This window comes from Collinsella sp. SGI.184, assembly GCF_050313415.1.
In the GTDB taxonomy this organism is placed as follows: Bacteria; Actinomycetota; Coriobacteriia; order Coriobacteriales; family Coriobacteriaceae; genus Collinsella.
Genome location: NZ_JBNPLJ010000003.1, coordinates 141,283 through 154,041, shown reverse-complemented (window position 1 = coordinate 154,041; position 12,759 = coordinate 141,283). Strand labels below are relative to the sequence as shown.

12 protein-coding genes are annotated in these 12,759 nt (G+C 59.9%); 8 read left to right on the top strand and 4 right to left on the bottom strand.

Annotated features, from left to right (window positions below):
* Nucleotides 1–227: 227 nt before the first annotated feature.
* The 4 genes from ACQRAJ_RS01985 to serB form a co-directional block, all read right to left on the bottom strand.
* Nucleotides 228–767: a TetR/AcrR family transcriptional regulator gene (locus ACQRAJ_RS01985; RefSeq protein WP_427747579.1), complete on the bottom strand. Its 540-nt coding sequence runs from the start codon at nt 765–767 to the stop codon at nt 228–230.
* Between the two features lie 2 nt (nt 768–769).
* Nucleotides 770–1,699, bottom strand: a complete 930-nt coding sequence (locus ACQRAJ_RS01980) for a LarC family nickel insertion protein (RefSeq protein ID WP_427747578.1) — start codon at nt 1,697–1,699, stop codon at nt 770–772.
* A gap of 10 nt (nt 1,700–1,709) precedes the next feature.
* Complete coding sequence (gene larB, locus ACQRAJ_RS01975; RefSeq protein WP_427747577.1) at nt 1,710–2,492, bottom strand: nickel pincer cofactor biosynthesis protein LarB; 783 nt, start codon at nt 2,490–2,492, stop codon at nt 1,710–1,712.
* A 117-nt stretch (nt 2,493–2,609) separates the two neighbouring features.
* The gene (gene serB / locus ACQRAJ_RS01970) at nt 2,610–3,245 is read right to left on the bottom strand and encodes a phosphoserine phosphatase SerB (protein WP_427747576.1); all 636 of its coding nucleotides are present in this window, start codon (nt 3,243–3,245) and stop codon (nt 2,610–2,612) included.
* Nucleotides 3,246–3,502: 257 nt separating this feature from the next.
* On the opposite strand from serB, the gene aspS reads away from it, so the two are divergent.
* The 8 genes from aspS (at nt 3,503) to ACQRAJ_RS01930 (ending at nt 12,446) form a co-directional block, all read left to right on the top strand.
* Nucleotides 3,503–5,290 carry an aspartate--tRNA ligase gene (gene aspS, locus ACQRAJ_RS01965; protein WP_427747575.1) on the top strand — a complete coding sequence of 596 codons (1,788 nt, stop codon included), beginning with the start codon at nt 3,503–3,505 and terminating at the stop codon, nt 5,288–5,290.
* Between the two features lie 357 nt (nt 5,291–5,647).
* Nucleotides 5,648–5,896, top strand: coding sequence for an HPr family phosphocarrier protein (locus ACQRAJ_RS01960; protein ID WP_195838595.1), 249 nt, complete (start codon nt 5,648–5,650; stop codon nt 5,894–5,896).
* A 233-nt stretch (nt 5,897–6,129) separates the two neighbouring features.
* On the top strand, nt 6,130–6,372 hold the full coding sequence (locus ACQRAJ_RS01955) for a FeoA family protein (protein ID WP_427747574.1): 243 nt from the start codon (nt 6,130–6,132) through the stop codon (nt 6,370–6,372).
* 39 nt (nt 6,373–6,411) lie between these two features.
* The gene (locus ACQRAJ_RS01950; RefSeq protein ID WP_427728624.1) at nt 6,412–6,633 is read left to right on the top strand and encodes a FeoA family protein; all 222 of its coding nucleotides are present in this window, start codon (nt 6,412–6,414) and stop codon (nt 6,631–6,633) included.
* Nucleotides 6,634–6,756: 123 nt separating this feature from the next.
* Nucleotides 6,757–9,084 (top strand): ferrous iron transporter B, encoded by a 2,328-nt coding sequence (feoB, locus tag ACQRAJ_RS01945; protein ID WP_427747573.1) that lies wholly within the window; start codon nt 6,757–6,759, stop codon nt 9,082–9,084.
* Between the two features lie 204 nt (nt 9,085–9,288).
* On the top strand, nt 9,289–9,489 hold the full coding sequence (locus ACQRAJ_RS01940) for a hypothetical protein (protein ID WP_117634210.1): 201 nt from the start codon (nt 9,289–9,291) through the stop codon (nt 9,487–9,489).
* 102 nt (nt 9,490–9,591) lie between these two features.
* On the top strand, nt 9,592–11,541 hold the full coding sequence (locus ACQRAJ_RS01935) for an FAD-dependent oxidoreductase (protein ID WP_427747572.1): 1,950 nt from the start codon (nt 9,592–9,594) through the stop codon (nt 11,539–11,541).
* Between the two features lie 377 nt (nt 11,542–11,918).
* Nucleotides 11,919–12,446: a hypothetical protein gene (locus ACQRAJ_RS01930; protein WP_427747571.1), complete on the top strand. Its 528-nt coding sequence runs from the start codon at nt 11,919–11,921 to the stop codon at nt 12,444–12,446.
* Nucleotides 12,447–12,759: the final 313 nt, after the last annotated feature.

Here is a 12,759-nt window from a genome sequence, read left to right as displayed (position 1 = left end):
CACTTCGTGCGGCGGGGGTTCTTTCGTCCTGCGGAATGCGCTGGGAAGTTACCCCATGCGGCCAGCTGCGGGGTCTTTGTTGCATTCGTACAAGCAACCCAACATATATATCTGAATTTGGATGGGAGGGGCTTGTCGCTGTTGGGGGGGGGCGTTGAAGTGCGAGTGACACGTTGGGATGCGCGGGCGCCTTGGGTTGGGGCAATGCTCTGGGATGAGCCTCTTACTTAGGCGAAGAGGGGCTTTATGGCTGAGAGGTAGTCTTTGGCTACGTCGGCCTTGTCGGCTTGGAAGTTGTGCCAGGCCCACCATTGGACGGTGGCTACGAAGCTTGAGGCTATGTGGTGGAGGAGGAAGTTGCGATCCATGGTGCTGGCGGGGCCTGCGGGGTCGACAGGGACGGTTTCGGCTGCGCGCGACATGATGGTCTTGCGGAGACAGTCGGCGAAGACGCGCGAGCCGGCGCCGGCTACGAGGGCGCGTACGCCCTGACGACGATCCCAGAGGTTGTTGAGGATATGCTCGACCTGTACGAGCGGGTCATTGAGGGGTGTACCGTCATCGTCGAGGGCATGGGTGCAGATATCGCACACGAACTCAGCGAGCAGGTCATCTTTGCTCTTGAAGAGGCCGTAGAACGTTGCCCGACCCACATGGGCGCGAGCGATGATGTCGCCGACGGTAATCTTGCCGTAGTCCTCTTCGCGCAGGAGCTCAGAGAACGCCGCAACGATGGCAGCGCGGCTTTTTGCCTTGCGGGCATCCATGGCTATGCGTCCGCGTGAACGAGCAGACAGCGGAGCGTGCCGGAGCAACCCTCGTAGGGGCGTTTGCCGGCGCCGTAGCCGACGGCTTCGATGTGGTAGCGTGAGGGCAGTTGGTCGGACGTGCGCAGCGCGGTGACGATGGCGGCGCCCGTTGGCGTCACGAGCTCGCCGGCGACCGGTGCAGGCGTGAGGGCGATATTGCCTGCCTGGCACAGGTTGACGACAGCGGGGACGGGAATGGGCATGAGGCCGTGGGCGCAGCGGATGGTTCCGTGGCCCTCGGAGAGCGACTCGACGACAATGTCCTCAATGCCCAGGTCGTCGAGGCAGATGGCGACAGAGCAGACGTCGACGATGGAGTCGATGGCGCCCACCTCGTGAAACAGAACGGTGTCGGGCGTTTTGCCGTGAGCTTTGGCCTCGGCGGCGGCGAGTGCGGTAAAGATGGCGAGGGCACGACGCTTGGCGCCATCGCTTAGCTGTGAGCCATCGATGATGGCGGTGACGTCCGCCAAAGAACGGTGGTGATGGTGGTGGGCGTGATGGTGATCCTCGTGGCCATGGCCGTGAGCCTCATGGTCATGCTCGTGCGTATGCTCGTGGCAGTGCTCGTGTTCGTGTTCGCCATGGTCATGATGGTGGTGCTCATGCTCGTGCGTGTGCTCGGCAGCTGTTTCGTTGCCAAAGAGCCAGGCCATATCGTGATCATGGTTCTCGAGCTCCTCTGCCAACTGAACGTCAAAGTCGCAGGCGTCGATGCCATGCTTGTTTGCACGCGTGACGGCGATCGTAAAGCCGTCGACCGGCAGCGTGGCGAGCTGTTCGCGCAGGTGCTCCTCGCTGGCACCCAGGTCGAGCAGGGCCGCGACGGTCATATCGCCGCTGATGCCCGAGGTACCGTCGATGATAAGCGTGTGCTGATGGTTGGACATGGAATGCTCCTTAACGGGCGCAGGGTGTTCCGGCGCTCAGATGATTGATAAGACTTGCCTGGTAGGCGGCACCAAAGCCATTGTCGATATTGACGACCGAAACGCCGCTGGCGCAGGAGTTGAGCATGGCGAGCAGCGCGGCTACGCCACCAAAGCTCGCGCCGTAGCCCACGCTGGTGGGAACGGCGATGACCGGACAGCTTACCAGACCGCCGATAACGCTCGCCAGCGCGCCCTCCATGCCGGCAATGGCGATGACCACCTGTGCCTGGGCAAGTTCCTCGGCATGCGCGAGCAAGCGGTGCAGGCCGGCGACACCTACGTCGTAGAGGCGGTCGACCTCGTTGCCGTAGAACTCGGCCGTCAACGCGGCTTCTTCGGCGACGGGCAAGTCGCTCGTGCCGGCGCAGGCGACAACGATGCGTCCGTTACCGGTAGGGGAGGGCTTGCCGCCTACGAGGGCGAGCTGGGCGTTCGGGACATATCCCAGGTCGATCCCGTTGTCGAGAAGCTCCGAAGTGCGGGCTGCTTTTTCGACATCCAGGCGCGTAACCAGGGTGCGCTCCTGACCGGCATCGCGCAGCGCTTTGATAATGGCGGCAATCTGCTCGGCGGTTTTACCGGCGCCGTAGACAACCTCACCGGCCCCCTGGCGCACCCCGCGCGAAAGATCGAGCTGAGCAAAACCCAGATCGGCGGTTGGCGCCGTTTGGATGCGCGTAAGGGCGACTGCCGGGGTGACTGCTCCGTCGGCAACATCGCTCAGTAACTGCTCAAGATCTCGCTTATCCATATATCTTCCCTTCGACGGCGCAAAGTCTAGCACTCAAAGGGTATGTTTCCGAACACTAAGACAAAATTGTTCGGAAACTAGATATAGGGGATTTGATTCTGTTGTTAGATGGATCGGCTAGTCACGCAGGATGATGTCCATGGCGAGCATCAGGTTGCGCTCGTCGATGGCAAACGGAGCAGCCTCGCGCGTCTTGGGCTTGGCGCAAAATGCGATGCCCGTGCCCGCGGCCTGGATCATGGGGATGTCGTTGGCACCGTCGCCGATCGCCACGGTATGGGCCATATCGACACCGCACTCAACCGCCCAATCCAGCAGCTGGATGAGCTTGGATTCCTTGGTCACAATGTCTGCCGCCAGCTTGCCCGTGAGCTTGCCGTCTACGACCTCCAGGCGGTTGGCCAGGCAAAAATCGATGCCCGCGGCGGCCACGATCTTGTCGGCGACCTCGTGGAAGCCGCCGCTTACCACGCCGACCTTCCAGCCTTTGCTGTGCGCCGAGCGCACAAGCTCCAGTGCGCCGGGGGTAAACGTCACGCGCTCAAAAGTGCGCTCGAAAACGCTCTCGTCCAGGCCGGCAAGCAGCCCCACGCGCTCCTCGAGCGCCTGCTTAAAGTCGAGCTCGCCGCGCATGGCGCGTTCGGTGATCCGCGCAACTTGCCCGCCCACGCCTGCTTCCTCGCCCAACAGGTCGATGACCTCCTGGTTGATGAGCGTGGAATCGATATCCATAACGATGAGGCGTGCAGTCATGGTGGGCCTTTCCGAGTGCGGTTGTATTGTAGGCACATTGTCGCACGCGGCGCGCCTTGGCGACGGCCAGGCCGCGCCAATTGTTTCGTCTCCGTCAAGTCTTTGAGCGGGAGCCACTTTTTCGCGGTACATCGGCGCGGGTGCGATAAGATAGAACGCCATGTCCGGCTGCGCGGTTTACGCAGGCTGGGCAAATCTGTACGACGCCGCCCGGAACGACACGGGGCGGCACAGATCCATAAAGGAGGATCACTGGTATGAGCCAGACCCGTCCCATCGACGAGCATTCCATGCACACCCATACCTGCGGCGAGCTTCGCCGCGAGAACGTGGGCGAAGAGGTCACCCTCACCGGTTGGGTGAGCCGTCGCCGCGACCACGGCGGCCTTATCTTCTGCGACCTTCGCGACCGCGAGGGCATCACGCAGCTCACCTTCGACCCCGAGCACTCCGACGGCGATGCCTTTAAGATCGCCGAGACCATGCGTCCCGAGTGGCCCATCAAGATTCACGGCGTCGTGCGCGCCCGTGGCGAGGAAACCACCAACGCCAAGCTCGCGACCGGCGAGATCGAGGTCCTGACCGACCACGCCGAGGTGCTCAACACCTCCGTTACTCCGCCGTTTCAGATCGAGGACGGCATCGAGACCAGCGAGGACACCCGTCTGCGCTATCGCTATCTGGACCTCCGTCGTCCCGAGATGATGGCCAACCTCAAGCTGCGCTCCGACTTCACCTTTGCCATTCGCGAGGCGCTTCACAACCGTGAGTTCATGGAGGTCGAGACGCCCTCCCTGTTCAAGTCTACGCCCGAGGGCGCCCGCGACTTCATCGTTCCCAGCCGTATTCAGCCGGGTAACTTCTACGCCCTGCCGCAGTCCCCGCAGCTCCTAAAGCAGCTGCTCATGGTCGGTGGCGTCGAGCGCTACTACCAGGTTGCCAAGTGCTTCCGCGACGAGGACTTGCGTGCCGACCGTCAGCCCGAGTTCACCCAGGTCGATATCGAGATGTCCTTCGTGGACCAGAACGACGTCATGAGCGCACTCGAAGAGGTCCTGGCCGACGCCTTCGGTCGCATGGGTGTCGAGATGCCCACGCCGCTGCGTCGCATGGACTACTGGGAGGCCATGGACACCTATGGCTCCGACAAGCCCGATACCCGCTATGGCATGCATCTGGTCGATCTGACCGACATCTTTGCCAACTCCAAGTTCAAGGTCTTTGCGACTGCCGCAAACGAGGAGGGCTCTGTCGTCAAGGCCATCAACGCCAAGGGCGCCGGTGCCTGGGCACGTGCCAAGATCGATAAGCTCGCCGGCGTGGCCTCCACGTTTGGCGCCAAGGGTCTGGCCTGGATCGCTTTCCGCGAGGACGGCTCCATCAACAGCCCCATCGTCAAGTTCTTCTCGGACGAGGAGATGGCGGCTCTGCGCGAGCGCATGAACGTCGAGCCTGGCGACCTCGTGATGTTCGCCGCCGGCCCGCGCCTGCTCTCTGACGAGATCCTGGGCGGCATGCGCTCTCACATGGCCAACGCACTCGAGATCAAACGCGAGGGGCACGACTTCCTGTGGGTCGTCAACTTCCCGCTGTTCCACTGGGATGAGGACCGCAAGGTCTATGCAGCCGAGCACCAGCCGTTCACTCTGCCGACCGAGACCGACATCGCCAAGATCGAGGCCGACCCGTTGGCTGCCGGTTCCTGCACCTACGACTTTGTCATGGACGGTTTTGAGGCCGGCGGCGGTGGCATGCGCATCCATAACGCCGAGATGCAGATGTCCATGCTCAAGCTCCTGGGCTTTACCGAGGAGCGCGCCGAGTCGCAGTTTGGCTTCCTCATGGAGGCGCTCAAGTTTGGTGCGCCCCCGATGGGCGGTTTTGCCCTGGGTCTGGACCGCGTGTGCATGCTGCTTACTGGCTCCGATTCTATCCGCGACGTCATGGCGTTCCCCAAGACGGCCAGCGGCTCCGACCTTATGTCGGGCGCCCCGAGTGCCGTTTCCGGCGCCCAGCTCAAGGACGTCAGCCTGCGCTTGATGTAGGCGAGCGGCTGCATATTGTCTCTAACGAGGGAAGGACGCGTGCCTTCCCTCGTTTTTTATGCGCGGGCGTTGCGAGGGCATAGGGTGACCGGACGTCGCGGAAAGTGCGTCCCGGAATCTGCGTCCAGAATGGGCCGCGCTTTCCCAAAGGGGGCCCTCTGGGAAAGCGCGGCCCAGAATTCGGCAAAATAATGGGGCACAGTTTCCGGTTGAGCCTTCTGGCGGAAACTGTGTCCCATCGTTGACACTCGAAGTGGGATGTGGTTTCCGTCCCGCTCTCGACAAGCATCTAACGCTACAATAACTACCACGTGGCTGGGTTTGGCCGGCCAAATGTGCGATGCTGCGGGAGGGGACATGGTCGAGTTTACAAAGACGATTAAAGATCCGTTGGGACTACATGCCCGCCCGGTTGCGCTTCTCTATGACATTATCGCCAAGCATCGTAGTGACGTGTCGGTCAGCATCGGCGATCGCCACACGGATGGCCGCGATATCATGGGACTCATGGCCCTCTATGGTGAGTGCGGCGAGAGCGTCGTCTTTCGTGTTTCGGGCGCGGATGAGGCCTCGTGCGTCACGTCGATCAGAAATCTCTCGCTCTAAGCGGAACAATGTAAAAAGGGGAGAGTCCCCTCTGTTGCATACATTGGTATGACAAGGCACCGCAAAGAGACCGTCTTTGCGGTGCCTTTGTTTAATATGGGAAACTTTTTCGAAAACTGAATAGAGACCCTTTCCAAAGAGTTAACCACGTGTTAGTTTACTACTTCGAACATAGACGTGGTTAACTTTTATCGCGTCGATGTTGAGGACGAACCGATGTTAGGAGCTCACTCATGTCTTGCGGACCGCAGATGCCGGCCATGCCGCTTTCTATGGTAAAAGCGGGCGAAACCGTGCACGTGTCTCGTGTAAAGGGCAATGAGGACATAAAGCACCGTCTCAAGGACCTCGGCTTTGTCGAGGGCAGCGAGATCCACGTGGTGAGCTCGAGTGGCGCCAATATCATCGTCACGGTGCTGGGCTCACGCTTTGGCATCGATTCCAAGGTTGCCATGCACATCATGACCGTCGGTTAATCTGCAGCATTTCATAAAATCCGAAAGGGGGATAAGAGGATGAAGACGTTGGGTGACGTTAAGGTGGGCGAGAGCTCTACCATCGTCAAGCTTCACGGTGAGGGCGCACTTCGCCGCCACCTTATGGACCTGGGGCTCATCAAGGGCACTTCGTTCAAGGTCGTGAAGGTTGCACCGCTCGGTGATCCGGTCGAGCTCAACGTGCGCGGCTACGAGCTTTCCATCCGCAAGGAGGAGGCGGCCGTCGTCGAGGTCCAGTAAGGGCCCACGGCGTATATTTCTGCAGATTAAGTTAGACATTTCTAACTTAATGCAGCAACTTTGAAGCACATTATCCAGCCTGCGCGGAGAAAGCAGCGCGGGCTCACAAGGAAGAAGGATTGAATGGCGGATTCTCAGATCCATGTCGCGCTGGCGGGTAACCCCAACTGCGGCAAGACCACGCTTTTCAACCTGATCACCGGCGCCAACGGCTACGTTGGCAACTGGCCCGGCGTCACGGTTGAGAAAAAGGAGGCCAAGCTCCTGAGCGACAAGAACGTTACCATCACGGACCTCCCCGGCATCTACTCGCTTTCCCCCTACAGCCCCGAGGAGCAATGCTCGCGCGATTACCTCATGAGCGGCGAGCCCGATGTGGTCGTCCAGGTGGTCGACGCCACCAACCTCGAGCGCAACCTGTACCTGGCGCTTCAGGTTATCGAGACCGGCCTACCCGTGGTCGTTGCCCTTAACATGGCCGACTTGGTCGAGAAGAACGGCGACAAGATCGACACGGACAAGCTCTCCAAGAAGCTCGGCTGCCCGGTCATGATGATTTCGGCCCTTAAGAACAAGGGTATTAAGGAGCTGTTCGAGCAGGTTAAGAAGTCCGCTGCTTCCAAGGGCCAGGTGCCGGAGCACAAGTTCGATTCCTCCATCGAGGACGTTCTGGACCACATCGAGAACAACCTTCCGGCGAGCGTTCCCGCCAACAAGCGTCGCTACTACGCGGTCAAGCTGTTCGAGCGTGATGCGGACGCCTGCAAGCTCATCAACCTCACCAAGGAGAAGGCCGCTCGCGTGGAAGAGCTGGTCGCCCAGTGCGAGCAGGACTGTGATGACGACGCGGAGTCCATCATCACCGGTGAGCGCTATGGCGTCATCGCGCACATCATCGACGAGTGCCTCACCAAGGCTCCGGCCAAGATGAGCACCTCCGAGAAGATCGACCGTGTGGTTACCAACCGTATCCTGGGCCTGCCGATCTTTGTGGTCATCATGTTCTGCGTGTACTACATCGCCGTTTCCACCTTAGGCGGCACGGTGACCGACTTCACCAACGACCAGCTCTTTGGCACCGACGGTTGGTATGTGCTCGGTCAGGGCCGCGACGCCTACGATGCAGCCGTCGAGGCTGCGGGCGACAATGCCGACTCGGTCGACCCGGCACAGTACGGCCCCTATGTCCCCGGCATCACCACCGTGGTGCACGACGCCCTTGTGGCGGGCGGCACCGAGGACGGTGGCTTGGTCGATTCGCTGGTCTGCGACGGCATCGTCGGCGGTTTGGGCGCTATCTTCGGCTTCGTCCCGCAGATGTTCCTGCTGTTTGTCATGCTGTCCTTCCTGGAGGACTGCGGCTATATGGCCCGCGTCGCCTTCATCATGGACCGCGTGTTCCGCCGCTTTGGCCTGTCCGGTAAGTCCTTTATCCCCATGCTCGTGTCCTCGGGCTGTGGCGTCCCCGGCGTCATGGCCACCAAGACCATCGAGAACGAGAAGGACCGCCGCATGACGGTCATGACCACCACGTTTATTCCCTGTGGCGCCAAGCTGCCGATCATCGCCCTGCTCATGGGTTCCATCATCGGCGATTCTTCCACCACCGCCGCGTGGATCAGCCCGCTCTTCTACTTCCTGGGCGTCTTCGCCGTCATCGCCTCGGGCCTTATGCTCAAGAAGACCAAGCTCTTCGCCGGTCGCCCGACGCCGTTCGTTATGGAGCTTCCTGCCTACCACTTCCCGGCGATCCGCTCTTGGGCACGGCACGTGTGGGAGCGCTGCTGGGCCTTTATCAAGAAGGCCGGCACAGTCATCTTCGCATCCACCGTCGTGGTTTGGTTTCTCTCCAACTTTGGAAGCTACAACGGTTCCTTTGGCTTCCTGCCTGCAATGGACGGCATCCCCGAGGAGTTCATGGACTACTCCGTGCTTGCCATGCTCGGTAACCTGGTCGCTTGGATCTTCGCTCCGCTCGGCTTTAGCACCTGGCAGGCAACTGCGCTGACCGTCTCGGGCCTTGTGGCTAAGGAGAACGTCGTCGCCACCGCCGGCTCGCTGCTGTCCGTGGCTGACGCCGCCGAGACCGACCCGAGCCTGTGGACTGCGTTTGCCGGTATGTTCCCCACCATGGGCGCTTGCGTTGCCTTTGGCGCGTTCAACCTGCTGTGCGCTCCGTGTTTTGCCGCCATGGGTACTATCCGCAACCAGATGGACTCCGGCAAGTGGACCGCGATTGCCATCGGTTACGAGTGCGCCTTCGCTTGGGTGATCGGCCTGTTCATCAACCAGTTCTACAACCTGTTTGTGTTGGGACAGTTTGGTATCTGGACGATTGTGGCCATCGTTCTGCTGGTTGCGATGCTCTTCCAGATCTTTCGCCCTATCCCTGCGCATGCATGGACCGACGAGGACGAGACCAACACTGCTTCCGCCGCAGTTTCCGCTTAAGTCCGAATAAGGATTAGCCCCTTTCCACGAGCCCGGGTGTCCCAGCGACACTCGGGCTTTTTGGCGTAATGGGGGACAGATTGCTTTGCTCCAGAAGTAAGATGTGGCGTTTCCGCAGATAAAACCGACCAAAATAAACCTGTCCCTTTTTGGCAGGTGGAAAATGGGGTAAAGTAAGTGATGGTTAACTAGAGGAGGCTTGCTATGGCACCTATCGATATTGTTGTTCTGGCTGTTATCGGTATTGCGTTTGTCGCGGTATGCGTGCGCATCTACCGCAAGGGCACCTGTGCCGACTGTGCTCAGGGTGGCGTTTGCACGGGGCATTGCTCCAACAAAAAGACGTGCGCCGCACTTAAGGGCGTGGACAAAATCGCCGAAGACTTGGGCCGCGGTATTCATTAGCCGAACGGCGCTTGGGCATGTATGACTGCAGATACGGCAGTTGCTGATACGATAGGTGTGTTAGCAACTGCCGCCGAGCGGCTTAAACGAAAGGAAGCCTGTATGGAGTCCTGTGCCTACCCGATGCTCTTTAGCCCGATCAAGGTCGGTACGACCGAGGTCAAGAACCGCGTCTTTATGCCGCCGGTGTCCACCAACCTGGCCGATCACGGCTATGTGACCGACGACTTGGTCGATCATTACCGTGCCCGTGCCAAGGGCGGCGTGGGCCTCATCATTACCGAGGTCGTGACGGTTGAGCCCACCTATACCTATCTGCCGGGTGACATGTGCTGCTACGACGACACGTTTATCCCCGGCTGGGAAAAGCTCGCCGCGGCCGTCCACGAGTATGGCTGCAAGATCATGCCGCAGCTCTTCCACCCCGCCTACATGGCCTTTAACGTTCCGGGCACGCCGCGCCTGATCGCTCCGTCCTTTGTGGGCCCGTCCTATGCCCGCGAGGCACCGCGTCCTATCACGGTCGATGAGATTCACGAGCTCACGCATCAGTTTGGCGACGCTGCCGTACGTATGCAGAAGGCCGGTGTCGATGGCGTCGAGGTCCATGCGGCACATGCCCACGGCATGCTCGGCGGCTTTTTGACTCCGCTCTACAACAAGCGCACCGACGAGTACGGCGGCTCGCTCGACGCCCGCATGCGCTTCTTGCTCGAGGTCATCGCCGAGATTCGCGAGCGCTGCGGCAAGGACTTTATCATCGACGTCCGCATCTCGGGCGATGAGTACACCGATGGCGGTCTGACCCTCAACGACATGATCTACGTCTCACGTCGCCTGGAAAAGGCCGGCGTCGACATGATTCACGTGTCGGGCGGTACCACCATCAAGCGCGGCTCCGCGATTCCCGCCGCCGGTACGCAGCAGGCCTCGCATGCCGCCTGCTCGCGCGAGATCAAAAAGCACGTCAACATTCCCGTCGCCACCGTCGGACGCATTAACGAGGCCTGGATCGCCGAGGAGCTGATTGAGGACGGCGCTGCCGACATCTGTATGATGGGCCGCGCCAATCTGTGCGATGCCGAGTTCTGCAACAAGGCAGCCGCTGGCAACGCCGACGAGATCCGTCCCTGCATCGGTTGCCTGCGTTGCCTGAACGGCATTATGTTTGGCAAGCGCATCTCCTGCACCGTCAACCCGGACGTGGAGCACGACGAGGCTGGCTACGAGCCCGCCGCCGAGGCCAAGAACGTACTGGTTGTGGGCGCCGGTCCCGCGGGTATGGAGGCAGCCTACATTGCCGCCAAACGCGGTCATAACGTGGTGCTCGTGGATAAGCAGGACGAGCCGGGCGGCGAGATGCGCATCGCAGCCGTTCCGCCGGCAAAGCAGGAACTCACCCGCGTGATCAAGTATCAGTACCGTCGCCTGGCCGAGGCCGGCGTAAAGTGCGTCTTTGGCACCGAGCTTACTGCCGAGGACATTCAGCGTGACTACGCCGGCTACGAGGTCGTCCTGGCCTATGGCGCCGAGCCTATCGCCCCGGCCTTCATGCAGGGCTTTAAGCAGGTTATGACGGCTGACGACCTGTTGGGCGGCAAGGCTTTCCCGGGCAAGAAGATCGTCATCGTGGGTGGCGGCACCGTTGGCTGCGAGACGGCCGATTACCTGGCCCCGTTGGTCAACGACCTGTCGCCGGCCAACCGCGACGTCACCGTCATCGAGATGACCAAGACGCTCGCCGCCAACGAGGGTGGTGCCGGTCGCGCGGTGCTCATCACGCGCATGCTCTCAAAGGGCGTTCACGTGCTGACCGAGGCCAAGGTGACCGAGATTACCGAGGACACTATCAGCTACGAGAAGGACGGCGAGGTCCACACCATCGCCGGTGCCGATACGCTGGTGCTTGCTATGGGCTATCGTCCCAATACCAAGCTGGCCGACGACCTGGCGGCAGCCGGCGTTACCACTCACGTGCTGGGCGATGCCAACAAGTGCGGCAACATTCGCGACGCCATCGGCGATGGCTACAAGGTCGCCTGCGAGCTCTAGTCAACCCCTTGTTGCATGGGGACAGGTTGCTTTGCACCAACTTGGTGCATGTGAACCTGACCCCATTGCACCATTTGATAAAACGCAAGCGACGGCCGTCCCGTGTTTGGGCGGCCGCCGCTTGCGTTTTATCAAAGAAAGATCATTGCCGAGCCTTAAATGCCTTTTGTCTGTGTGCCTTCCACAATCATGTTGCGGTTGTAGGCCAGGTGCAGATACATCGCATCGTGATCGATTGAGCCATACGAAAGCGAAATTATGCGTCTTAATTCCGTACGCAAATCAAGACGAAAACCGTTTGCGTCTCGGATAAATCAGTACGCAAACGGTTTTCGTTTTATATCTTGAAGGCCTACAGGCGAAACGATTCGGCAACGGTGGAGGTCGACCGGTTTGAGTATGGCAGGCTGACGCTCGAAGGCAGCAACGTAACGTTCGACGCGCTCACGTCGGCTCGCCAGGACTTGAGTTTTCACACGTTCGAGCATAAGTGTGTTGAACATCTCGGCATTTCTGAGCTAACGCCGGATATTATGCGCACGCTTCGCTTGCTCGGCAAAGATGGCTATACCAACGCTGCGGCGATTTTGGCGGATAAGAATGATTTTCCGGGCATCGACTGCGTTCGTTTTGGTGATACCGAGGATGTGATCTTGGATCGCGAGGCGGCGACAAATATATCCGCAATTGAGCAGGTGGACAGGGCGGTGGCTATGTTTGCACGCTACTACCGTTATGAACGTATCGAAGGGATGGAGCGCGTCCAAACCGATCGAATTCCTCTCGAGGCGTTTTGCGAAGCTGTCGCAAATGCTTTGGTGCATCGGACGTGGGACGTTCGAGCTATAGCAACCCGCATAGCGCGCCTTGATTATCAACCGTCCGTATTTCACAGCAACTTATAACAGGCTCGGGGTGCCAATTTGGGGTGCAGTAGTGCTGCGCCACGAAAAGGGCCTATCTACTACGTTTAAGCCGAAGGGGTCAACCATAGTCGGCTTTTTCGAAAATCGACAAGCTGCCTACCTGCGGTTTTGTTTTCACGGTTTTTGGTATGGCCGAGGCTATCCGTGTTAACGTAGTAGATGGGCCACTTTTGTGGCAAGGGGCCGATCTGCGGGCTAGGGTAGCTAAAAGAGCCCCGTCCCAAAAAGACTGATTGGGAGCTGGGGTGTGTCGATGCGATAGTATTGCATGGTGGTATTCGACTAACCGAGG